22 protein-coding genes are annotated in these 24,017 nt (G+C 30.4%); all 22 read left to right on the forward strand.

Annotated features, from left to right (window positions below; all coding sequences use genetic code 11):
* The first annotated feature begins 9 nt into the window (after window positions 1-9).
* The 22 genes from dxr to rny all read left to right on the forward strand — a co-directional run bounded on the left by dxr (window position 10) and on the right by rny (window position 23,872).
* Complete coding sequence (gene dxr, locus CUEA01_RS08435) at window positions 10-1,158, forward strand: 1-deoxy-D-xylulose-5-phosphate reductoisomerase (protein WP_234121208.1); 1,149 nt, start codon at window positions 10-12, stop codon at window positions 1,156-1,158.
* Window positions 1,159-1,173: 15 nt separating this feature from the next.
* Window positions 1,174-2,193 (forward strand): RIP metalloprotease RseP, encoded by a 1,020-nt coding sequence (gene rseP / locus CUEA01_RS08440; protein WP_234121209.1) that lies wholly within the window; start codon window positions 1,174-1,176, stop codon window positions 2,191-2,193.
* Window positions 2,194-2,204: 11 nt separating this feature from the next.
* A complete protein-coding gene (ispG, locus tag CUEA01_RS08445; RefSeq protein WP_234121210.1) occupies window positions 2,205-3,254 on the forward strand; it encodes a flavodoxin-dependent (E)-4-hydroxy-3-methylbut-2-enyl-diphosphate synthase in 1,050 nt (349 codons plus the stop codon).
* Window positions 3,255-3,580: 326 nt separating this feature from the next.
* Entirely contained in the window at window positions 3,581-4,027 is a 447-nt protein-coding gene (gene rimP, locus CUEA01_RS08450; RefSeq protein WP_234121211.1) for a ribosome maturation factor RimP, read from the forward strand.
* A 13-nt stretch (window positions 4,028-4,040) separates the two neighbouring features.
* On the forward strand, window positions 4,041-5,093 hold the full coding sequence (gene nusA, locus CUEA01_RS08455) for a transcription termination factor NusA (RefSeq protein ID WP_234121212.1): 1,053 nt from the start codon (window positions 4,041-4,043) through the stop codon (window positions 5,091-5,093).
* Between the two features lie 39 nt (window positions 5,094-5,132).
* Window positions 5,133-5,402, forward strand: a complete 270-nt coding sequence (gene rnpM / locus CUEA01_RS08460; RefSeq protein WP_234121213.1) for an RNase P modulator RnpM — start codon at window positions 5,133-5,135, stop codon at window positions 5,400-5,402.
* The gene (locus CUEA01_RS08465) at window positions 5,392-5,706 is read left to right on the forward strand and encodes a ribosomal L7Ae/L30e/S12e/Gadd45 family protein (protein ID WP_234121214.1); all 315 of its coding nucleotides are present in this window, start codon (window positions 5,392-5,394) and stop codon (window positions 5,704-5,706) included. The genes rnpM and CUEA01_RS08465 overlap by 11 nt, the downstream gene beginning before the upstream one ends.
* Window positions 5,707-5,721: 15 nt before the next feature.
* Window positions 5,722-7,848 (forward strand): translation initiation factor IF-2, encoded by a 2,127-nt coding sequence (gene infB, locus CUEA01_RS08470; RefSeq protein ID WP_234121215.1) that lies wholly within the window; start codon window positions 5,722-5,724, stop codon window positions 7,846-7,848.
* Window positions 7,849-7,877: 29 nt separating this feature from the next.
* Window positions 7,878-8,243 carry a 30S ribosome-binding factor RbfA gene (gene rbfA, locus CUEA01_RS08475; RefSeq protein WP_234121216.1) on the forward strand — a complete coding sequence of 122 codons (366 nt, stop codon included), beginning with the start codon at window positions 7,878-7,880 and terminating at the stop codon, window positions 8,241-8,243.
* Complete coding sequence (locus CUEA01_RS08480; protein WP_234121217.1) at window positions 8,230-9,201, forward strand: DHH family phosphoesterase; 972 nt, start codon at window positions 8,230-8,232, stop codon at window positions 9,199-9,201. The genes rbfA and CUEA01_RS08480 overlap by 14 nt, the downstream gene beginning before the upstream one ends.
* Window positions 9,198-10,067 (forward strand): tRNA pseudouridine(55) synthase TruB, encoded by an 870-nt coding sequence (gene truB / locus CUEA01_RS08485; protein ID WP_234121218.1) that lies wholly within the window; start codon window positions 9,198-9,200, stop codon window positions 10,065-10,067. Before CUEA01_RS08480 ends, truB begins: the two co-directional genes overlap by 4 nt.
* A 12-nt stretch (window positions 10,068-10,079) precedes the next feature.
* Entirely contained in the window at window positions 10,080-11,000 is a 921-nt protein-coding gene (locus CUEA01_RS08490; protein WP_234121219.1) for a bifunctional riboflavin kinase/FAD synthetase, read from the forward strand.
* A 144-nt stretch (window positions 11,001-11,144) separates the two neighbouring features.
* Window positions 11,145-11,408: a 30S ribosomal protein S15 gene (rpsO, locus tag CUEA01_RS08495; protein ID WP_234121220.1), complete on the forward strand. Its 264-nt coding sequence runs from the start codon at window positions 11,145-11,147 to the stop codon at window positions 11,406-11,408.
* Window positions 11,409-11,743: 335 nt separating this feature from the next.
* The gene (locus CUEA01_RS08500) at window positions 11,744-13,849 is read left to right on the forward strand and encodes a polyribonucleotide nucleotidyltransferase (protein ID WP_234121221.1); all 2,106 of its coding nucleotides are present in this window, start codon (window positions 11,744-11,746) and stop codon (window positions 13,847-13,849) included.
* A gap of 116 nt (window positions 13,850-13,965) precedes the next feature.
* Entirely contained in the window at window positions 13,966-14,241 is a 276-nt protein-coding gene (locus CUEA01_RS08505) for a YlmC/YmxH family sporulation protein (RefSeq protein WP_234121222.1), read from the forward strand.
* A gap of 14 nt (window positions 14,242-14,255) precedes the next feature.
* A complete protein-coding gene (dapG, locus tag CUEA01_RS08510; protein ID WP_234121223.1) occupies window positions 14,256-15,461 on the forward strand; it encodes an aspartate kinase in 1,206 nt (401 codons plus the stop codon).
* Between the two features lie 135 nt (window positions 15,462-15,596).
* Entirely contained in the window at window positions 15,597-16,277 is a 681-nt protein-coding gene (locus tag CUEA01_RS08515; protein ID WP_234121224.1) for a ClpP family protease, read from the forward strand.
* A gap of 249 nt (window positions 16,278-16,526) precedes the next feature.
* Window positions 16,527-18,782: an FtsK/SpoIIIE family DNA translocase gene (locus tag CUEA01_RS08520; protein WP_234121225.1), complete on the forward strand. Its 2,256-nt coding sequence runs from the start codon at window positions 16,527-16,529 to the stop codon at window positions 18,780-18,782.
* Window positions 18,783-18,956: 174 nt separating this feature from the next.
* Window positions 18,957-20,294, forward strand: a complete 1,338-nt coding sequence (gene rimO / locus CUEA01_RS08525) for a 30S ribosomal protein S12 methylthiotransferase RimO (protein WP_234121226.1) — start codon at window positions 18,957-18,959, stop codon at window positions 20,292-20,294.
* On the forward strand, window positions 20,278-20,889 hold the full coding sequence (gene pgsA / locus CUEA01_RS08530) for a CDP-diacylglycerol--glycerol-3-phosphate 3-phosphatidyltransferase (RefSeq protein ID WP_234121227.1): 612 nt from the start codon (window positions 20,278-20,280) through the stop codon (window positions 20,887-20,889). The genes rimO and pgsA overlap by 17 nt, the downstream gene beginning before the upstream one ends.
* Before the next feature lie 137 nt (window positions 20,890-21,026).
* Complete coding sequence (recA, locus tag CUEA01_RS08535) at window positions 21,027-22,076, forward strand: recombinase RecA (RefSeq protein WP_234121228.1); 1,050 nt, start codon at window positions 21,027-21,029, stop codon at window positions 22,074-22,076.
* 257 nt (window positions 22,077-22,333) lie between these two features.
* Window positions 22,334-23,872, forward strand: coding sequence for a ribonuclease Y (gene rny / locus CUEA01_RS08540; RefSeq protein WP_234121229.1), 1,539 nt, complete (start codon window positions 22,334-22,336; stop codon window positions 23,870-23,872).
* Window positions 23,873-24,017: the final 145 nt, after the last annotated feature.

Genomic DNA, 24,017 nt, shown 5'->3' on the forward strand with positions numbered 1-24,017 from the left:
AGTGATACAATGAAGAACATATCAATAATAGGTGCAACTGGGTCTATTGGAACTCAAACACTAGAGGTTATGAAAAGTGATAAAGATAATTATAAATTAATAGCTGCTACAGCAAATAAAAACTTTAATAAAATGATAGAAATAATAAAGGAGTTTAGCCCAAAACTTGTTGTTATGACTGAGAAATATGCATATGATAAAGTTTATGAATATTGCAGGAACACTGATACAATTGTAAAGTTTGGTTTTGATGCATTAAGTGAAGCTGCTTCAATGCAAGAGGTAGACATAGTAGTTACTTCCATAGTTGGAATGATTGGTTTAGTACCAACATTGACGGCAATAAAGGCTGGTAAAGATATAGCTTTAGCAAATAAAGAAACACTTGTAGTTGGAGGAGAAATAGTAAATAAGGAAGCAGAAAAGTATGGAGTAAAGATACTCCCTGTTGATTCTGAGCATGGTGCTATTTTTCAATGTCTTCAGGGAAACAAAAATTCAGAAGTATCAAGATTACTTTTAACAGCGTCAGGAGGACCTTTTAGAGGTAAAAAAATTGATGAACTTAAGAATGTTACGTTAAAAGAAGCTTTAAATCATCCAAACTGGAGTATGGGCAAAAAAATAACTATAGATTCCGCTACACTTATGAATAAGGGACTTGAAGTAATTGAGGCACACTGGCTTTTTCATGCTGATTTTGATAATATCAAGGTTGTTGTTCATCCTCAAAGTATTATTCATTCAATGGTTGAGTATAAAGATGGAAGTGTTATAGCACAAATGGCATCACCAGATATGAAACTGCCTATACAGTATGCATTAAATTATCCTAAAAGATGCGAAAGTGTAATAAAGCCTCTAGACTTTTATTCTATGCATAATTTAGAATTTGAAAAACCAGATATGGATACTTTTAAATGTCTAAAATACGCATATGAAGCTGGAAAAGCAGGTGGTATAATGCCAACTATTTTAAATTCAGCAAATGAATATGCGGTAGATTTATTTTTAAATAACAAGATTAAATTTAATCAAATAAGCGAGATTATATATGATTCATTGAATAAATTTGAAAATACACAAATTGACAGTGTTGAAACCATTTTGAATGAAAATAAGAAGGTAACTGAATATTTAAAGGGTAAATATGAATAATTAGGAGTGATGAATTTGAGCCTTATTAATATAATTATAGCTATAATAGTTTTAGGAATTATAGTTCTCATACATGAACTCGGACATTTTATATTAGCAAAATTAAATGGTGTTAAGGTAGAAGAATTTGCCATAGGTATGGGACCTAAAATATTAGGAATCAAAGGAAAAGAAACTCAATATTCAATTAGAATTTTGCCTATAGGTGGATATGTTAATATGACTGGTGAACAGGAAAAGAGTGATGATCCACGCGCTTATTGTAATAAATCACCATTAAGAAGATTGAGTATTGTGGCGGCTGGACCTATAATGAATCTTTTACTTGCTATAATACTGTATTGCATAGTTGCAAACGTAACAGGATTTGCATCACCTAAGATAAGCGGATTTACAGCTAATTCTGCTGCTAAGGAAGCTGGAGTTAAAGTTAATGATGTAATAGTAAAGGCAGATAATTCATCTATACATACCTGGGATGATTTTTCTCTTAAAATGCTTTTAAACAAAGGAAAAACTATAAATATAACTGTAAAAAGAAATAATCAAATTAAAAGTTTTAATGTAAAACCTATAAAAAATGAAAAAGAAAATAGATATATGGTAGGTATAGCACCTACAGTTGTTTCAAAGCCATCAATTATAGAAAGTATTAGTTATGGTGGTAGTGAAACGGTAACAATGATTAAAGAAGTTTTTTTAAGCTTTAAAATGTTATTTACAGGCCAGTTATCAGCTAAAGATGTTTCGGGACCTGTAAGTATTGTTAGAGTGACAGGAGCAGCGGCAAGTGCTGGATTTATTAATCTAATAAATTTTATGGCTTTTTTAAGTGCTAATGTTGGTATGTTTAATTTACTACCATTCCCAGCGCTTGATGGAGGATATGTAATATTATTTGTAATTCAAATAATAACAGGTAAAAAAATAGATGATGATAAAGTCGGAATAGTAACAACAATTGGTTTTGCACTTTTAATGGCTTTAATGGTTGTTGTTACAATAAAGGATGTATTATATCCGCTTAAGATATGAGGTGTTTAAAATTGGAAAGAATTAAAACTAAACAAATAAAGGTTGGTAATATATTTATCGGTGGAGATTATAGAGTAACTGTTCAATCTATGACTAATACAGATACTAGGGATGCAGATGAAACTTTAATGCAGATCAGAAAATTAGAAAATGCTGGCTGCGATATAATAAGATGTGCTGTTCCAGATATGGAGGCGGCAGAGGCTTTGAAGAAAATTACAAAAAACACGACTATGCCTGTAGTTGCTGATATACATTTTGATTATAGATTAGCATTGGAATCAATTAAAAATGGTGTCTCAGCACTTAGAATTAATCCAGGGAATATAGGCGCAAAAGAAAGAGTTGAATTAGTAGCAAAAAGTGCAAAAGAAAAACAAATTCCAATACGTATAGGTGTAAATTCAGGCTCACTTGAAAAAGATCTTTTAGAGAAGTATAAAGGTGTTTCAGCTGAGGCTTTGGTGGAAAGTGCATTAAAACATGTAGAAATTCTTGAAAATGTTAATTTTGATGATATTGTTATATCTATAAAATCATCAAATGTTAAAATGATGATAGATAGCTATAAATTAATAGCTAAAAAGGTAAATTATCCTCTTCATCTTGGAGTTACGGAAGCCGGTACAATTTGGAGGGGAACAATTAAATCTTCAATAGGAATTGGAGCTCTTTTAAGTGAAGGAATTGGAGATACAATAAGGGTTTCGTTGACAGGTGATCCAATAGAGGAAGTTAAAGTTGGAAGAGAAATATTAAAAACTTTTGGATACATTAAAAGTGGAATTGAGTTCGTTTCATGTCCAACATGCGGAAGAACTTCTATTGATTTGATTAAAATAGCAAATGAAGTTGAAAAAAGACTTGAAAATTCAAATAAAAATATTAAAGTGGCAGTAATGGGTTGCGTTGTTAATGGACCTGGAGAGGCAAGAGAAGCAGATATTGGAATTGCAGGTGGAAAGGGCGAAGGACTAATATTTAAAAAGGGCAAAATTATTAAAAAGGTAAAAGAAGAATATTTAGTTGACGAATTAATAAATGAAATTGATAATATGTAATTCTATACTGAAATAAAAATAAACCATATCTAAAAATGGAAAGGTAATAAGTTTTTAACTTTTTCTTGAAATATGTATCTAACTGTGATACTATATAGTTATATTAAAGTTTGCTGATAAATTTTATCTTAGAGAGTGGGTTGAAACCCGCTCTTTCGTTTTGTATGCGCAACGATATGTTGCGTTTTTCATTAATACGATTTTTGAAAAAAATATACCCTAGGTGAATTTGTTTTTTTACTAACTTTAATATATTACATTTTATATGTCTTTAAAGGTTTAAATACTTTAAAATAGTAAAATATATATTGTGAGGAGGGATAATTTTGATAGATAAGCTGATAGAATTGATTAAACCATTAGTTGAAGAACTAAATTATGATTTTTATCATCTTGAATTTGTTAATGAAGACGGAGAAAATTATTTAAGAATATATATAGACAGTAGTGAGGGAATAAGTCATTCTGATTGTGAAAAGGTAAGCAGAAAAGTAAGTGATGTACTTGATGAAGAAGATCCTATTCCTTACAGTTACTACTTAGAAGTATCTTCTTCTGGTATTTTTAGAACTTTATTTACAGATGAACATTTAAAAAGATATAATGGTAATAATGTAAGAATAAAAATCAAAGGTACTTTTAATCATGAAAAAGAATTTGTTGGTAAACTAAATGGATTTAATGATGAAAATATAGAAATTATTATTGATGAAGAAGAAATAAAAATTCCTAGAAAAAAAATAAAGAGGATTAATTTAGAAGGGGAGCTTTGAGGAGGTTAAATAAATGAATCAGGAATTTATTCAAGCACTTAGGGAAATTGTTAGTGAAAAGGGAATAAGCGAAGACATGCTTTTTGAAACAATTGAGGATGCGTTAGTTGCAGCATATAAGAAAAATTATGCTAAGGTTGCAGAAAATATTCATAATGTAAGAGTATCTATGGATAGAGACAATGGTGAAATACATGTATATTCACAGAAAAAAGTTGTAGATGAAATTGAAGATAAAATTTCAGAAATTTCTTTAGAAGAAGCCAAGAGCATAAGTAATGTTTATGAGGTTGGTGACATTGTAGATATAGAAGTAACACCAAAAAGTTTTGGAAGAGTAGCAGCTCAAGCTGCAAAGCAAGTAGTTGTTCAAAGAATAAAAGAAGCAGAAAGAAGCCTTGTATATAATGAATTTTCTGAAAAGGAATTTGATATTGTAACAGGTAAGGTTCTTAGGAAAGACAAAGGAAATGTATTAATAGATCTTGGTAGAATAGAAGCAATTCTAACTCCGTCTGAGCAGATACAAGGAGAAGAATATGTATATAATTCAAGAATAAAACTTTATATAGTGGAAGTTAAAAACACAACTAAAGGTGCGCAAGTTGTAATATCAAGAACTCATCCTGGTCTTGTTAAAAGATTATTTGAACTTGAAGTACCAGAAATATATAATGGTGTTGTGGAAATAAAAGGCATATCAAGAGAAGCAGGATCAAGAACTAAAATAGCTGTTTATTCCAACGATGAAAATATAGACCCTATGGGCGCTTGCGTTGGGCAAAAAGGAGTAAGAGTTCAAAACATAGTTAATGAACTAAAAAATGAAAAAATAGACATTATAAAATGGAGTAAGCTTCCAGAAGAGTATATTGCTAATTCTATAAGCCCTGCTAAAGTTTTAGATGTTACAATAAATGAAGAAAATAAATCAGCTCAAATAGTTGTAGATGACAATCAACTTTCACTTGCTATAGGAAAAGAAGGTCAAAATGTAAGACTTGCAGCTAAATTAACAGGCTGGAAAATTGATATAAAGAGTAAATCTCAAGTTGAAAATAGCTAAAATTAAATATTTAAGTATGCTGTATTGGAGGTGCTGTCCATGAAAGTAAAAAAGATACCTCAAAGAATGTGCACAGGGTGTATGCAGATGAAACCTAAAAAGGAACTAATTAGGATTGTGAAAAATAAGGATAATGAAGTTTCAATAGATACGACTGGCAAAAAACCTGGCAGAGGAGCATATATATGCAAAAATATTGAATGCTTAGAAAAGGCAGTTAAGCAAAAAAGGCTTGAAAAAAATCTTGAAAGAAAGATTGATGATGATTTATATGCTAGATTAAAGGATGAGATTATTAATGAACAATAAGTTTCTTCAATTTTTAGGTATAACTAAAAAATCAGGTAATCTTTTAGAAGGCTATAATAAATGTGAAGAGGCATTAAAATATGGAAAAGCAAAATTAATAATATTGTCAGAGGATGTCTCTCAAAACACCAAGGATAAATTTGAAAATTATTCCCTAAGGTTTAATGTTCCTATTATAAATAATGGATTTTTAAGTGAGGAATTGGGAAAAATACTAGGTAGAAAAGAAATTAAAGTATTATGTATTATAGATTACAAAATGAGCACTAAATTAATAGAGCTATTGAAGCAAGAAAATAATTAAACGGGGGTGTATGATTTGTCGAAAGTTAGAATATATGAATTGTCAAAAAAATTAGGTAGATCAAGCAAAGAACTCATAGCTTTACTCGAAGACGAGTTTGGTATCAAAGTAAAAAATCATATGAGTGCAATTGATGATGAAGATGCAGAATTAATAGAAGAGATGATTTCAGAGCAAGATAAAGAATCTGCAGCTGATGGAAATAATGAAACTAAAACTTCCAGCATAGTAGAAGAATATGAAGATGCAATAGCAGATAGTATAAAAGTAAGAAAAAATAATAAAAAGAATAAGAATAAAACTAAAGATGCGGAGGAACAAAATATTAATAACGAAAATGGTTCAGATGTAGCTGAAAGAGGCGTAATAGAAATAGAAAAAACAATAACAGTCAAGGATTTAGCTGACAAACTTGATAAACCTACGACAGAAGTCATTAAACAACTTATGTTTATGGGAGTAATGGCTGCTATAAATCAAGAAATTGATATCGAAACAGCAACAAAAGTAGCCGATAAATTTGAAATAGATGTAGTTATGAAAGCTGATGACGAAGATAAAAAGGAACTTGAGAATGAGTTTGAAAGTATTTTTGAGGATGAAGAAGTAGTAGAAGAAGAAAATTTAATAAAAAGACCACCTGTTGTAACTGTAATGGGTCATGTAGATCATGGTAAAACATCTCTTCTTGATGCTATAAAAAAATCAAAGGTTACAGAAACAGAAGCTGGCGGAATAACACAGCATATAGGTGCCTACACTGTAAATGTAAATGGGGAAAAAGTAACTTTCCTTGACACTCCTGGCCACGAAGCTTTTACTGCAATGAGAGCTAGAGGAGCACAAATTACCGATGTGGTAATTTTAGTTGTTGCTGCTGATGATGGTATTATGCCTCAAACAAAAGAAGCAATAAATCACTGCAAGGCTGCCGATGTTCCTATAATTGTTGCTATTAATAAAATTGATAAACCAGGTGCAAATATTGATAAAGTTAAACAGGAACTCACAGAAAATGGCATCATACCTGAAGATTGGGGTGGAGATGTTGTATGTGTACCTGTATCAGCTAGAACAAGAGAAGGTTTAGATACTTTACTTGAAATGACAGTACTTACATCCGAAATTCTTGAATTAAAAGCTGATCCTAAACGTAAGGCAAGAGGTACTGTAATTGAAGCAAAACTTGATAAAGGAAGAGGTTCAGTTGCATCATTGCTTGTTCAAAATGGTACACTTCATGTAGGAGATTCGATTATTGTAGGATCAACTTACGGAAGAATAAGAGCAATGTTTGATGATAAAGGTAAGAAAATTAAGTCAGCGGGACCATCAGTACCAGTTGAAGTACTTGGACTTTCAGATGTTCCAGAAGCTGGAGATAAATTTAATGTTGTTAAAGATGAAAAATCTGCAAGAAATATGGCTGAACTTAGAGTTCAAAAATTAAGAAGCGCTAATCTTGCTGCTAAGCATAAAGTTTCTTTGGAAGATTTGTACAGTCAAATACAAGAAGGAAAAGTAAAAGAATTAAGTATTATAGTTAAAGCAGATGTTCAAGGATCGGTAGAAGCTGTTAAACAATCATTTGAAAAATTATCTACTGATGAAGTTAAAATAAGAGTTATACACTGTGCAGTAGGAGCTATAACTGAAACTGATATAATTTTAGCAAGTGCTTCTAATGCAATAATAATAGGATTTAATGTAAGACCTGATAATAATGCAGCTGCTCTTGCTGAAAAAGAAGATGTAGATATAAAAACTTATAGAGTTATATATAATGCTATTGATGATATTAAAGCCGCTATGGCAGGTATGCTTGAGCCTGAGTTTAAGGAAGTTGTTATTGGAAGAGTAGAAGTAAGGCAGGTATATAAAATATCAAGCATTGGAACTGTTGCAGGTTGCTATGTTCTAAATGGAAAAATAACTAGAAATAGCCAAATTAGACTTATTAGAGATGGTATCGTAATTTTAGAAGGCGAGCTTGGATCATTAAAAAGATTTAAAGATGATGCAAAGGAAGTTGCTCAGGGATTTGAATGTGGTATTACACTAGAAAAGTACAATGATGAAAAAGAAGGAGATATCATTGAAGCTTTTGAAATGCAAGAAGTTAAACCTAAATTAAATAAGTAAACTAAACTTCTTTGGAAGGGAAGATTTATATGGCTAAATATAGAAGTGGAAGAATTAACGAAGAAGTAAAAAAAACTATTAGCAATACTATACAAAACGAAATAAGAGATCCAAGATTTACAGCTATGGTAAGTGTAACTAAAGTTGATGTAACTAAAGATTTAAGATATGCTAAGGTTTATGTTTCTATACTTGGAAAAGAAGATGAACAAAAAGAAGCTTTAGCAATACTTAAAAATAGTGCCTCCTTTATAAGAAGAGAATTAGCAAAAGGCGTCAAGCTTAGAAATACACCAGAAGTAATTTTTGAGCTAGATAATACCATAGAGTATGGTATGCATATAGATGCACTTTTGGAAAAGATAAAGGAGAATGACAAAAATGATAGTGAATAGAATAATAGATAAGATTATGAAAAGTAATAAGATTGCAATTACTTTTCATGTTTCGCCTGATGGAGATTCTATTGGTTCTAGTCTTGGACTTTTATATGGTTTAAGATCACTTAATAAAGATGCATATATATTGTGTAAAGAGGCAATTCCTGAAGTATTTTCATTTTTGGCAAATTCTAATGAAATAGATGGAGAAAGTACAACTTTAAGGGAAAATACAGATTTGCTCATTACTCTTGACTGTGGTAATGTTGAAAGGCTAAATTACAATATAACGGTAGAAGAATTTAAAAATAGAAATTATGAAGTTATAAATATGGATCATCATATTACTAATGATTTATTTGGGGATTTAAATTACGTTGATTCTAATGCAGCTTCAGTTGGCGAAATAATTTATCAAATTTTAAAAATGATGAATGTAACTATAAACAAAGAAATTGCAGCATGTTTGTATACGTCAATACTTACTGATACAGGTTCATTTAGGCATTCTAACACAACAAGTGTTACGCATAATATAGCCGGAGATTTAATAAATACTGGCCTTGATTTTAGTGAAATACATAGAACGATATTTGATAATAAGAAATTTGAGGTTTTAAAACTTCAAGCTATTGTTATGAATGATATGTATTTGGCTTGCGATAAGAAATTGTGTGTTATGAAAGTTACAAAGGATATGATAAAAAATTCTGGAGCAGATGAATCTGATACTGGAGAACTTGTTTCACTTGGACTTAAAGTTAATACAGCAGAAGTGAGTGTATTGTTAAAAGAAAAAGATGATATCACTAAATTAAGTCTTAGGTCTAAATCTTATGTTGATGTTAGAAAAATAGCTGAGAAATTTGGCGGTGGTGGTCATATAAGGGCAGCTGGATTAGCTATAAATACAGACATTAAAGATGCAGAAAAAATTATAATAAGTGAAATTGAAAAAGAGTTGATAGGATGAATGGAGTAATAAATGTATATAAACCATCAGGAATTACATCCTTTGACGTTGTAAAGAGTATTAAAAAGATTTCTGGAGAGAAAAAGGTTGGTCATACAGGAACTTTAGACCCTCTTGCAGAAGGGGTTTTGCCAATATGTTTGGGAAAGGCCACAAAACTTGTAGATTTTATAATGTCAGGTAAAAAAGTTTATCAGGCTGAAATGAAATTGGGGGAGATTACAGATACTTATGATAGAGAAGGAAAGATAATTAAAACAGCACCTGTTGAAGCAGATGAAGTTGAAATTTCCAAGGCTATTATGAGTTTTAAAGGTGACATACTTCAAGTTCCCCCTATGTATTCTGCGTTAAAAGTAAATGGTAAAAAGCTTTACGAGCTTGCTAGAAACGGAATTGAAGTGGAAAGAGAAGCTAGAAAAGTAAGCATTTACAATGTCAATATTAAAAGCATAAATATACCATTGGCGGTTTTTGATGTAGAATGCTCAAAAGGTACGTATATAAGAAGTTTATGTTACGATATTGGACAAAAGCTTGGATGTGGAGCGGTAATGTATAACCTTACTAGATGTGCATCAGGGATATTTAATATTGAAAATAGTGTGAAACTAGAAGAATTAAATAAAGAAAATATATTTGAAAACATAATTTCTTTAGATGACTGCTTAAGTAATTATCCTTTATTAAAGGTAAATGAAAAATTTGAAAAATTACTTATAAACGGTGTTAGCATCCAAGATAGAAAAATGATTGATATGGTTGAAGAAGAGAAGATTTATAAATTGCAAAATTCTCACAATAAGTTATTGGGATTAGGTTCTTTAACTGAAAAGGGATTTAAAATTGTAAAATTATTGACTTAGGAGAAATGTTTTATGATAGTTTTAAATGATAATTTTAAAGTTAAACTTGATTATGAAACTTATATTACTATTGGAAGTTTCGATGGACTTCATAAGGGACATTTAAGTTTAATAAATAAAACAATATCTCTTAGTAAAAAAAATAATGCTAAAAGCATGGTTAATACTTTTAAAGAACATCCACTAAATACAATTAACAAGGATATAGCTCCTAAGATTATAATGGATAATGAAACAAAAATAGAAATGCTTAAGAACTTAGGTATCGACATCTTAAACTTATGTGATTTTAATGAAGAAATGATGAGAATATCACCAAAAGATTACATATTAAATATGATTAAATGCTACAATTTAAAAGGAATTATAACAGGCTTTAATCATAGGTTTGGATATAAAAATCAGGGCGATGTAGAATTACTAAAAAAATTAAGTAAAGAATACAAATTTGAACTGTATATTACTGAACCTGTAAAAATTAATGATACTATAGTAAGCAGTACAAATATAAGAGGATATATTTCTAGTGGTAAGATTTCAGAAGCTAATGATATGTTATTAAGACCATATTTTATTAGTGGGACTGTTGGTCATGGAAAGAAAATAGGTAGAACTATGAATTTTCCAACAGCTAATTTAGTATACGATAAAAAGTTTGCAGTTCCTGGAAGGGGAGTATATTATACAATTGTAGAATATGAAGGTGTTTTGTATAAAGGTATAACAAATATTGGTATTAACCCTACAGTTGGTGGTAGTGTGCTTTCAGTTGAAACTTATATATTAAATTTTAATAAAGATATTTATAATAAAAATATAAAAGTAAGTTTTATAAGAAAGATTAGAGATGAAATTAAGTTTAACAATATAGTTGAATTAAAGAATCAACTTGAGAAAGATAAACATTTTGCTGATAAGCAGAAAATAATATAATAATTTGTAGCAAAAATAGCATTTTTTAATTTACATTTATATATTTATTTGCTATAATTACACGTGGAACCTTATGCTAAGAATACTGAGACACCGGCGATATTCTTGGAATGAGGCGATAATATTAACGGAGGTGTTTTATCAATGGATAAGGCAAAAAAACAAGAATTAATAACTAAATATGCTAGAAAAGAAGGAGACACAGGTTCTCCAGAAGTGCAAATAGCATTACTTACAGAAAGAATCAATCATTTAAATGAGCACTTACAGTTTCATAAAAAAGATCACCATTCAAGAAGAGGTCTTTTAATGATGGTTGGTAGAAGAAGAGGTCTTTTAAACTATCTTGAATCTATAGATATTGAAAGATACCGTGAATTAATAAAAAACTTAGGTTTAAGAAAATAATTAACTCAGGAGCGGTATATGCCGCTCTTTGTTTTATACCTATTACTCTAATGAAATTAATGAATTATACAATTTTAAAGCAAAGTAGCCAATTGTTTCTAATGAAGTTTGTGGAAATATGAAAATTTTATAGAAACAATAGCAATTTACTAATTAAAATTATATATAGATATACCATTTCAACTACTAAAATTAATTTGCATCATAATGCCTAGAAGATGGCATTATGATACAAATTAATTTTAAAGTTTCAAGTGGTTTATCTTTAATTACATAAAAGTATATAATTAAATAAATAATATAAATGAGATACTTTATATTAAGGAGGTAGATGTATGTCACATGAGTTAGAGACTATAATTGCTGGCAGAAAATTAAAGGTTGAGTATGGCAAAACAGGAAAGCTTTCTAATTGCGCTATATTTATGAGCTATGGAGATACTGTTGTTATGGTTAATGTTAATGCCTCAGAACAGCCACGCCAAGGTATAGATTTTTTTCCATTAAGTGTTGAGTATGAAGAAAGATTGTATTCTGTTGGAAAGATACCAGGTGGATTTGTAAAAAGAGAAGGAAAACCTTCTGAAAAAGCAATTCTTCATGCAAGAGCAATTGATAGACCTATTAGGCCATTATTCCCAAAAGGATATAGAAATGATGTTCAAATAGTATGTACAGTAGTATCTGTAGAACAAGATAATGCACCGGATATTTTAGCGATGAATGGAGCATCAATGGCGCTTTGTTTATCAAGTATTCCATTTACTACACCAGTGGCAACTGTTTCTGTTGGTCTTATTGATGGAGAATTTATTTTAAATCCTACAGTTGATGAAAGAGACAAAAGTACATTAAATTTAACAGTATGTGCTACAAAAGAAAGAGTTATGATGATAGAAGCTGGTGGAGATGAAATACCAGAAGAAGTTATGATTAGTGCCATAGAATTTGGATTTGAGGCTTGTCAAAAAATAGTTCAATTCCAAGAAGAAGCTATGAAATCATTTGGTAAAGAAAAGGATGTTCCAGTATTATATCATCCAAAAGAAGAAATTGAAAAGGATTTAAATGAATTTGCTTTCGACATGCTCAAAGAGGCTATGTACATAACTGATAGAGATGAAAGAAATTTAAAATTAAAAGAAATAAAAGAAAAAATATCAGAACAATTTGGTGAAAAATATCCAGATGATTCTGCTGATATTGGAGAAGTTATATATAATCTTCAGAAAAAAATAGTTAGAAATATGATGCTTAATGAACATAGAAGACCTGATGGAAGAGCTTTTGATGAAATAAGACCTATAAGCTGTGAAGTTGGAATGCTTCCAAGAACTCATGGTACAGGATTATTTACTAGAGGATTAACTCAAGTAATGACTGTTGCAACATTAGGTTCTTTAGGTGACGTTCAAGTGCTAGATGGTTTAGGTACTGAAGAATCAAAAAGATATATGCATCATTACAATTTCCCAGCTTATTCAACGGGAGAAGTTAAGCCACTTAGAGGACCAGGAAGAAGAGAAATTGGCCATGGTGCTTTAGCTGAAAAAGCTCTTGAACCATTAATTCCTTCACAGGAAGAATTCCCATATACTATTAGACTTGTTTCAGAAGTTTTAAGCTCAAATGGTTCAACATCACAAGCAAGTGTATGTGGTAGCACGTTAGCTTTACTTGATGCAGGTGTGCCTATAAAAAGACCAGCAGCAGGAATTGCTATGGGATTAATCACTAGTGAAGATTTAAGCAAAGAAACAGTTATGACTGATATACAGGGACTAGAAGATTTCTTTGGAGATATGGATTTTAAAGTTGCAGGTACTGAAAAAGGAATTACATCAATACAAGTTGATACTAAAATACATGGACTTTCTAAAACTTGTATTAGAGATGCAATAACTGGAGCTAGAAAGGCTAGGTTATTTATACTTGACAAAATAAAAGCTTGTATTCCAGAACCTAATAAAGAAATGTCACCTTATGCGCCTAGAGCATATACTATGAGTATATCACCAGACAAGATAAGAACTTTAATAGGACCTGGTGGAAAAACAATAAATAAGATTATTGATGAAACTGGAGTTAAAATAGACATTAAAGAAGATGGAACTGTTTTTGTATTATCTGTTGATGGACCTTCAGCAACTAAAGCATTAAAAATGATAGATAATTTAACTAAAGACGTTAAGGCAGGAGAAATTTATTTAGGAAAGGTAACAAAAACAACTACCTTTGGTGCCTTTGTTGAAATACTACCTGGAAAAGAAGGACTTGTACACATTTCAAAACTTGATGTGGAGAGAGTTAATAAGGTTGAAGATGTTGTTTCTGTTGGTGATGAAATCTTAGTTAAAGTTACTGATATAGATAATCAGGGAAGAATTAATTTATCAAGAAAAGATGTAATACAAGAACAAGAAAAAGAAAAAGAACAATAGAGTCAAACGATAGAAGGGCGTAATGGCCTTTTTATTTTATACATTTGTAGTAATAAATTACTTTTCTTATGAATAATATTTTAATGGGATTTTATAATTTAAGGAGGTAATTTATTATGAGTGATGGAATAAAATATTATAGTGATATAGAAAAGTATGAAATTATTAATATCAATGATGGTGAAAAATATTCTGTTCTCAGCAATAATGATATAATAGTAGATGAAGCAGGAAATATGAAATCATTAATTTTAGGGAATAACAAATCTGGTTTCTCATTATTTGCTAAAAGTGAGTTTTTTGAAGTACCATGGGAATATATAAAAAAAATCGGTGCAAGAACTATTATTATTGATGTTGAGGATTCAGTAATTAAAAAAAATCGCTTGTGATTTGGAGGATTATTATGAATCTCATAGTTCAAAAATTCGGAGGAACATCTGTATCTAATCAGGAAAGAAGAAAATGTGTAGTTAATAAAGTACTAGAAGCTAAAAAACAGGGTTACTTGCCAATAGTAGTAGTTTCAGCAATGGGAAGAAAAGGCGAACCATATGCTACAGACACACTTTTATCGCTTGTAGATAAAGAATTTAAAAGTAGTAATAAATTGGCAGCAGACCTTTTAATGTGCTGTGGAGAGTTTATAAGCACAGTTGTAGTTAGCAATGAATTTAATAGAAATGGAATTGCTGCTGTTCCACTTACAGGGGGACAGGCAGGAATAATAACTAATGATAATTATAATGAAGCATCCGTTAAAAAAGTTGAACCAGAAAAAATATTTCAAATTGTAAAAGAAGGAAAAGTACCCGTTATAGCAGGTTTTCAAGGAATAAGTGAAAATGGGTATTTTACCACTCTTGGAAGAGGCGGCAGTGATGTAACTGCATCTATAATAGGCTGCGCTGTGAAAGCTTGCAAAATTGAAGTTTATAAAGATGTGGATGGAATAATGACAGCTGATCCAAGGATAGTTGAAGATGCAACATTAATAGAAAAAATAAGTTATAATGAACTTTTTGAATTTGCAGAGCAAGGTGCTAAGGTAATTCACCCTAGAGCTGTTGAAATAGCTATGGCTGGCAATATACCACTCGTAGTTAAAAATACATTAAGCAGCTGTGATGGTACATTAATAAATAATTTTGGAGAAACTACAGGAAAAGGTCTTATAACTGGAATAACTTATATGAGTGGAAGAATTCAAATAAATACAAAATTAAAGGATAATACAAATAATAATAACTATGCTGATTTGTTAAATATATTAGGGCTTAATGGTATAAGTATAGATTTAATAAATGTATTTCCTAAAGAAAATATATTTACAATTGACGAAAGTAGTTTTGGTAAATTTAAAGAAATAATGGATACATTTAAAATAGCCTATTCAACAATAGAAGATTGTAGTAAGATAGCCATTATTGGAAATGGAATTTGTGGGGTACCAGGAGTAATGGCTCGTATTTTAAAATCGCTCACAAAGGAAAATGTAGAAGTACTTCAAACTGCGGATTCACATGCTACAATTTGGTGTCTTGTAAATTCTACAGATAAAGATAAGGCCATAAAAGCGCTCCATAATGAATTTAATTTAGGATCTCAATAAAATGAAATTAAATTAAAGAGATGGCACTGGGTTCTCTGAAACCTTGACTACGTTAAAAGTTATTTAATGAAAATTTTACGAATGAAATTTTTATTTTTGCACATAATAATTTTATATGTGCAGGAGGGATTTTTTATGGAAGATGAAAAAGAAGATTCGCAAAATGAAAATATAAAAGAACTTGGAGTAGAAGAAGGAGTCCCAGAGACCGATGAAAGAATACAATTTATACAGATAATTGGGCAAATTGAAGGTCATGCAGTTCTATCTTCTCAAACTAAAACAACAAAGTATGAGCATGTTATACCAGAATTAATTTCTATGGAGAACAGCAAAAAAGTCGAGGGTGTTTTAGTGGTTTTAAATACAGTAGGAGGGGATGTAGAAGCAGGGCTTGCAATTGCAGAGATGATACAGAGTTTGAGTAAGCCAACAGTATCTCTTGTTATAGGTGGTGGACATTCAATAGGGGTTCCTTTGGCTACGGCAGCTGATTACTCATATATTTCACCAAGTGCAACGATGATAATACACCCAATAAGAATGAATGGGCTTGTATTGGGTGTTCCACAAACCTTTGAATATTTTAATAAAATGCAGGAAAGAATAAATGAATTTATAGTTAGAACTTCTAAAGTATCAAAAGAAGATTTAAAAGCTATGATGGTTAAAACAAATGATTTATTAAATGATATGGGAACAATTTTAATAGGCAAACAGGCAGTAGATTGTGGGCTTATCGATGGAGTTGGTGGATTAAAAGATGCCATTAAGAAGTTAAACGAATTAATCGACAATAAGGATGCTAGTGTATAAAATCTTTTAACTTAAATGAATTTCTAATGAAATCACCTTCAAAAGAACCATAGGAAAAATCCTATGGTTAATTATAGTAATTAACTTAAGATAAAAAGGATTATTATGTTTTATGTAGAAAATAATAATTAAAGGGTTATGTAACAATACTTAATTTATATATGGTTCAAAAGCTTATGCCTAAAATATTTTTGAATACCTATAAATTAAATAATAAAGTCGATAACCTTACGATGGAGGTGATTATAGGTGTCAAGAAATAGAAAACGTAAAAAAAATATAAATGATAAGCCTTCAGAAACTACTTTGAATAGTGATATCGCCGGAATTGCTATATTTGCATTTGGAGCATTTGCTTCATTAAGTATGTTTTTTACTAGTTTCACAGGAATAATAGGAGTAGGAATGAAAAAGCTTCTTTTCACTATAGTTGGATTAGGTGCATATGTACTTCCCATATTTTTAATGTTCATTGGAATATGTTATATAGTAAAAAGAGGAAAAATTAATTTTAGTAAAAGGTTTTATGGACTTATATTAGCATTTATTAATACACTAATGTTTATACAAATGAATGTGTTAGATGAGTATTATATAAATAATAATTTATCGCAAGGAATAAAGTTAATATATAATTCAAACAGTGTGTTTCATGGAGGAATAATATGTTATTTACTAGATATACCTATTTATAAACTGTTTGGCAAAGGTTATATTGTAATATTTATATCCGCATATTTAGTTGCTTTTCTTCTTATTTCAGAGAAATCTCTTGGTGATATAATAAAGATTAAAAGGATTCCTAAAAAATCAAAGGAAAGGCCTATTATTAAGGAAGAACCAACTTATGAAGAAGAGGCTTTACAAGAAAAGGGTAATGAACCTAGTGGAATAACCAAAAAGCTGGCTGGGAAAATTAAAATAGTTGATTTTTTAAAAAATGATGGGAATTTAGATTCTAAAAACGATGGACAAGTTGCTGCTGATATTAAAATACATGATTCACAGGATGTAAATGATAGTGAAGAGATAAGCAAAGAACTAGAAAGTGAAATTGAACAAAATTCAAATATAGATAGTGAATTAAACTATGAATATCCAAAGCCCAATTTATTAAATATAAATGAACTTAACAAAATGAATAAGAGCGATAAAAAAGAATTACTTTCAAGTGCAGCTAAACTAACAGATACATTAAACAGTTTTGGAGTTGATGCTAAAGTAACACAGGTATCAAGGGGACCATCAGTAACAAGATATGAACTTCAGCCAAGTGCAGGTGTTAAAGTAAGTAAAATAGTGAATTTAGCAGATGATATAGCACTTAACTTAGCATCAGCTGGGGTTAGAATAGAAGCGCCAATACCAGGTAAAGCTGCTATTGGAATAGAGGTGCCAAATAAAGAATTGACACCTGTTTTTTTAAGTGAAGTAATAGATTCTGATTCATTTGCTAATTCTAAGGCACATTTAGCTTTTGCATTGGGAAAGGATATAGGTGGAAATTGCGTTGTTACAGATTTAACTAAAATGCCGCATCTTTTAATTGCAGGTGCTACAGGTTCTGGAAAAAGTGTATGCATAAATACACTTATAATAAGTCTTCTATATAAATATCCACCATCAGATGTAAAACTTTTAATGATTGATCCTAAAGTTGTTGAACTTAATGTTTACAATGGAATCCCTCATCTTTTAATACCAGTTGTAACTAATCCTAAAAAAGCAGCTGGTGCATTAAGTTGGGCAGTTAATGAGATGACAAGAAGATACAAAGTTTTTGCAGAAAATAATGTTAGAAACGTTGAAGGATATAATGAACTTTTTCATAAAAATAAAGTCCAAAGTAAGATGCCGCTGATTGTTATAATTATAGATGAGCTTGCGGATCTTATGATGGTATGTCCGAATGATGTTGAAGATTATATAGGAAGGCTTGCGCAAATGGCTAGAGCAGCAGGAATGCATTTAGTTATTGCAACTCAAAGACCTTCTGTAGATGTAATAACAGGTGTAATAAAAGCAAATATACCATCTAGAATATCTTTTGCAGTTTCAAGCCAAATTGATTCACGTACAATATTAGATATGTCTGGAGCAGAAAAATTACTTGGCAAAGGAGATATGCTTTTTAATCCTGTTGGGGAATCCAAACCAGTAAGAATTCAGGGAGCATTTATATCTGAAGAGGAAGTAGAAAAGGTTGTGGAATTTATAAAAAATCAAGGAACGAAATCAGAATATAAGGAAGAAATTATAGAACAAATAAATAATAATGTAGCTAAAGCAGATTCTGATGATGATGAGCTTTTAACTGAAGCATTAAAAATAGTTGTGGAATGTAATCAAGCATCAACTTCACTTATTCAGAGAAAGCTTAGAATTGGGTATAATAGGGCAGCAAGAATAATAGAGCAAATGGAGGAAAAAGGGTATATATCTCAAAGGGATGGAAGCAAACCAAGAAATATACTGATTAGTAAAGAAGAAATTGAGAATATGTAAAATTTACCGTATAAGAATATTATACATTTAAAGTGAAAATTTTTTATTAACAATGATTAAATAAAAAAAATTTCCTTGTTTAATTTTATTTAAAGTAATAAAATATAATTTGTAACTGTAATCTTTTTGTAACAAGTTTGGTAGTTTTAATAAAATGCGCTGGGAGGAAAAGTCTTGAATAAATTAAGATTTGGAGTAGTTAGTTTAGGTTGCGATAAAAATAGAGTAGATAGTGAAATAATATTGGGAAAAGCAAATGGTAATTATGTAATAGAAAATGACCCAACAAAAGCAGATATAATTCTTATAAATACTTGTGGGTTCATAGAATCAGCTAAGCAGGAATCTATAAATACTATATTAGAAATGAGTACATATAAGAAAAAATACAATTGTAAAATGCTCATTGGAACAGGCTGTTTAACACAAAGATATGGTGAAGAGTTAATGAAGCTTATGCCAGAATTGGATGCAATACTTGGTGTTAATAATTATGATAAGCTTGACGAAATTATAAAAGAATTTTTTAATAAAGGAAAAAAAGAAGTTTATTGCAATTATAGTGATAGAAATATTAATGCAGGAAAGAGGATTATAAGTACAGGAACCTACTCCGCATACATTAGAATAGCTGAAGGCTGTAACAATTTTTGCTCTTATTGTATAATACCTCAAATTAGAGGTAAGTATAGAAGCAGAGAATTTGATGAAATTATAAAGGAAGCTAATGAATTGGTAGAGCAAGGTGTAAAAGAAATTATACTTATAGCTCAAGATACTACTAGGTATGGAACTGATTTATATGGTAAAAAAAGGCTTCATGAATTAATGAGAGAATTATCATTAATAAATGGACTTGAATGGATTAGAATAATGTACTGTTACCCAGAAGAAATAACAGATGATTTAATCAATGAAATTGCTTCTAATGAAAAGGTGTGTAAATATATAGATATGCCTATACAGCATATAAGCAATGATATATTAAAAAAGATGCTTAGAAGAACAAAAAAAGAAGAGATAACTGAAAAAATAAAACTTATTCGAAATACTGTTCCTGAAATTATAATAAGAACATCACTTATAGTTGGTTTTCCGGGTGAAACCGATGAAAACTTCAAAGAACTTTATGATTTTGTTAAAGAAACAAAAATCGATAAATTGGGAGTGTTTAAATATTCACAGGAAGAAGGCACAAAAGCTGCTGAAATGCCTATGCAGATTGACGAGGATATAAAACAAAAAAGAGAAGAAGATATAATGGTTATTCAGCAGGCTATATCTACTGAACTTAATCATAGAAAGATAGGTAATGTATACAAGGTATTAGTTGAAGGATTTAATGGTGAATATTTCTATGGAAGAAACTATGAAATGGCTCCAGAAATTGATGGTAAGGTGTTCTTTAAATCTGACCAAATGTTAAAAAATGGAGATTTTGCTGATGTAAAAATTATAAAGAATTTAGAATATGATTTAATAGGAGTTGTATGTGATGAATCTTGCAAATAAACTAACCTTGCTTAGAATATTTTTGATACCTGCATTTTTAGTCTTTATTTTGCCAAAGGGAATACCTTTTGGTAAAACTATAGCTACTGTCATATTTATTGTGGCAGCAATCACTGATAAAATTGATGGATATATAGCACGAAGTAGAAATCAAATAACTACTTTTGGAAAATTAATGGATCCTCTTGCAGATAAACTATTAGTTTCAGCTGCACTAATAACTTTTGTAGAATTTCACGTTATACCTGGTTGGATAGCAGTAGTTATAATAGCAAGAGAATTTGCAGTTACTGGACTTAGAACTGTTGCTGCTGCTGAGGGTATTATTATGGCTGCAGGCTGGTGGGGAAAAATTAAAACTGTTTTCCAAATCGTAGCATTAATTTTTGCTCTTTTATACTTAAATGTACGAAAAAATGTTGTATTTAATAAAATGATATATAATTTACATATTTTAAACATTCGCCCGAAACATATAGTAGGATTTTTCCATTATGGAACAGAGATTACTATGTATATAGCTGCTATAGTAACAGTAATTTCTGGAATAGATTACTTTGTAAAAAATAAGGAGATTTTACTTAAAGATAAATAGTTTGTTTAAAAAGGCTTGTTTATGGCAAAAATTAATCATAGGAAACATTTGACCTATGATTAATTTTATTATATAATATATTCAAAGAACAAATGTTCGAAAACGTAGAGAGGTTGGTGAACCCATTAGGGAATAATATGGATAATGAAAAGTTAAAAGCTATAGATATGGCTATGGGGCAGATAGAAAAGCAATTTGGTAAAGGCGCTATAATGAAACTAGGAGAACATAGTACTCTTAATATTGATGAAATATCAACAGGTTGTTTATCACTTGATATAGCACTAGGAATAGGCGGAGTACCAAGAGGAAGAATAATCGAGATATTTGGACCTGAATCATCAGGTAAAACAACAGTAGCACTTCATATAGTTGCTGAAGCACAAAAAAAAGGTGGAGCAGCTGCGTTTATTGATGCAGAGCATGCTTTAGATCCACAATATGCAAAAAGATTAGGTGTTGATATAGAAAATTTAATAGTATCTCAACCTGATACGGGTGAACAAGCACTTGAAATTGCAGAAGCCTTAGTTAGATCAGGAGCTATTGATGTAATAGTAATAGATTCTGTTGCGGCACTTGTTCCAAAGGCTGAAATAGAGGGCGAAATGGGTGATTCACACGTTGGACTCCAAGCAAGACTTATGTCACAAGCACTTAGAAAATTAGCTGGTTCTATTGATAAAACAAAATGTGTTGCCATTTTTATTAATCAGCTTAGAGAAAAAGTTGGAGTTATGTTTGGAAATCCTGAAACTACACCAGGTGGAAGAGCTCTAAAATTTTATGCATCAGTAAGATTAGATATAAGAAGAATTGATTCAATAAAACAGGGCGAAGAGATGATTGGTAACAGAGCAAGAATTAAAGTTGTAAAAAATAAGGTGGCACCTCCTTTTAAACAAGCAGAGTTTGATATTATGTATAATGAAGGAATATCAAGAGAAGGAAATATTGTTGATGTTGGAGTTAAAGAAGAAATAATTCAAAAAAGTGGTGCATGGTTTTCCTATGGCGAAATAAGATTAGGACAAGGAAGAGAAAATGCAAAGCAATTTTTTAAAGAAAATCCTGAAGTTAGACTTGAAGTAGAAAATAAAATAAGAGAAAAATACGAATTGCCTCTTGTTGGGGAAGATAAAAAGAGTGAAAAGCCAAAAGAGGAAAAAAATACAGAAAAAAAATAATCTGATTATGCTTAATAAATTTATAATAAAAACCGCTAAAAATGCGGTTTTTTATTATTAAAAATTAATATTAGATTAATATATATTAAAACTTATATAACTTGACATAATAGTTAAAGTAATATACAATTAATAATATACAAATACTGGTTTAGCATATTCGAATGATTGTCAATTGAATATATATGACACCTTTTCATAGCTTTCATCTACTTAATAATGTTGTGGCAAAATAAGCAAAGGAGGTGTTTTAGGCAATGAGTATTTATAACTTGATAGCTATTATTGTAGTTATATTTATAATAGTAGCGCTTGAAGTGTATCTTAGAAAAAATTACGCTTGGGCAAAAATTTCCAAGGCAGAAGAAGAAGCTAAAAAAATCAAAGAGGACGCTAATAAAGAAGCCGAAACTACGAAAAAAGAGGCTATTCTAGAAGCAAAAGAGGAAGTTCATAAACTCAGAGCAGATCTTGACAAGGAAACAAGAGAAAGAAGAAGTGAAATTCAAAGATTAGAAAGAAGAAATATTCAAAGAGAAGAAGCCTTAGACAAAAAAGGTGATATGCTGGAAAAGAGAGAGGAAGTTCTAAATCAGCGAGAAGTTTCAATAAAAGAAAAAGAAGAAAATATTGAAAGTTTATATGAAACGCAGAGAAAAGAACTTGAAAGACTTTCAGGTTTAACTTCTGAGGAAGCTAAGCAAATGCTTTTAGAAGAAATTAATAAAGAAATAAAGCATGATGCAGCAGTTATGATTAAAGATGTTGAACAACGTGCTAAGGAAGAAGCAGATAAAAAAGCACGTGAAATTATAACTTACGCTATTCAAAGATGTGCAGCAGATCACGTTGCTGAGTCAACGGTTTATGTTGTAGCACTTCCAAATGATGAAATGAAAGGTAGAATAATAGGTAGAGAGGGTAGAAATATTAGAACCCTTGAAACTTTAACAGGTGTTGATCTCATAATAGATGATACTCCTGAAGCAGTTATTTTATCAGGATTTGATCCAATTAGAAGAGAAGTTGCAAAAATTGCTCTTGAAAAATTGATTTTGGATGGTAGAATTCATCCAGCAAGAATTGAAGAAATGGTTGAAAAAGCTAAGAAAGAAGTAGAAAACAATATTAAAGAAGAAGGCGAACAAGCAACATTTGAAACAGGAGTTCATGGATTACATAATGAACTTATCAGGCTACTTGGTAGATTAAAATACAGAACTAGTTATGGTCAGAATGTTTTAAAGCATTCTATTGAAGTATCATATTTAGCTGGTTTTATGGCAGCTGAACTAGGAATAGATCCAACTTTCGCTAAAAGGGCAGGTTTGCTTCACGATATAGGTAAAGCAGTAGATCATGAAGTAGAAGGACCACATGCACTTATTGGTTTGGAAGTTGCAAAGAAATACCATGAATCTTCTTTAATTGTTAATGCTATTGGTGCACATCATGGTGATGTTGAACCTCAATCATTGGAAGCAATATTGGTTCAGGCTGCGGATGCAATATCAGCGGCAAGACCGGGAGCAAGAAGAGAGACATTAGAAGCATATATTAAACGACTAGAAAAGTTAGAAGAAATTGCTAATTCTTATGAAGGCGTAGAAAAGTCATATGCCATTCAGGCTGGAAGAGAAATCAGAATTATGGTTAAACCAGAAACAGTAGATGATACGGGTTCTGTAGAAATGGCTAGGAATATTGTAAAGAAGATTGAAGAAGAATTAGAATATCCTGGTCAAATCAAAGTTAATGTAATACGTGAAACCCGATCTATTGAATATGCAAAATAGAAATATATTAATTAAAAACGATTCCTTTCAATATTTATTGAAAGGAATTTTTTACTTATATATTTTTGGAATTTAGCAGGAATTTTTTAAAATATGTAGAATTATATACCTATACTATTAAATTAATAATGTTCACACAATTTTA

Source organism: Clostridium hydrogenum, from assembly GCF_021432385.1.
In the GTDB taxonomy this organism is placed as follows: Bacteria; Bacillota; Clostridia; order Clostridiales; family Clostridiaceae; genus Clostridium_S; species Clostridium_S hydrogenum.

Excerpts from the sequence above, each read along its gene's own strand:
- dxr (WP_234121208.1), top strand. The coding sequence starts at position 10 with ATGAAGAACATATCAATAATAGGTGCAACTGGGTCTATTGGAACTCAA.
- nusA (WP_234121212.1), top strand. The coding sequence starts at position 4,041 with ATGAATCAGGAATTTATTCAAGCACTTAGGGAAATTGTTAGTGAAAAG.
- rnpM (WP_234121213.1), top strand. The coding sequence starts at position 5,133 with ATGAAAGTAAAAAAGATACCTCAAAGAATGTGCACAGGGTGTATGCAG.
- CUEA01_RS08465 (WP_234121214.1), top strand. The coding sequence starts at position 5,392 with ATGAACAATAAGTTTCTTCAATTTTTAGGTATAACTAAAAAATCAGGT.
- rbfA (WP_234121216.1), top strand. The coding sequence starts at position 7,878 with ATGGCTAAATATAGAAGTGGAAGAATTAACGAAGAAGTAAAAAAAACT.
- CUEA01_RS08480 (WP_234121217.1), top strand. The coding sequence starts at position 8,230 with ATGATAGTGAATAGAATAATAGATAAGATTATGAAAAGTAATAAGATT.
- truB (WP_234121218.1), top strand. The coding sequence starts at position 9,198 with ATGAATGGAGTAATAAATGTATATAAACCATCAGGAATTACATCCTTT.
- CUEA01_RS08490 (WP_234121219.1), top strand. The coding sequence starts at position 10,080 with ATGATAGTTTTAAATGATAATTTTAAAGTTAAACTTGATTATGAAACT.
- rpsO (WP_234121220.1), top strand. The coding sequence starts at position 11,145 with ATGGATAAGGCAAAAAAACAAGAATTAATAACTAAATATGCTAGAAAA.
- CUEA01_RS08500 (WP_234121221.1), top strand. The coding sequence starts at position 11,744 with ATGTCACATGAGTTAGAGACTATAATTGCTGGCAGAAAATTAAAGGTT.
- CUEA01_RS08505 (WP_234121222.1), top strand. The coding sequence starts at position 13,966 with ATGAGTGATGGAATAAAATATTATAGTGATATAGAAAAGTATGAAATT.
- dapG (WP_234121223.1), top strand. The coding sequence starts at position 14,256 with ATGAATCTCATAGTTCAAAAATTCGGAGGAACATCTGTATCTAATCAG.
- CUEA01_RS08515 (WP_234121224.1), top strand. The coding sequence starts at position 15,597 with ATGGAAGATGAAAAAGAAGATTCGCAAAATGAAAATATAAAAGAACTT.
- pgsA (WP_234121227.1), top strand. The coding sequence starts at position 20,278 with ATGAATCTTGCAAATAAACTAACCTTGCTTAGAATATTTTTGATACCT.
- recA (WP_234121228.1), top strand. The coding sequence starts at position 21,027 with ATGGATAATGAAAAGTTAAAAGCTATAGATATGGCTATGGGGCAGATA.
- rny (WP_234121229.1), top strand. The coding sequence starts at position 22,334 with ATGAGTATTTATAACTTGATAGCTATTATTGTAGTTATATTTATAATA.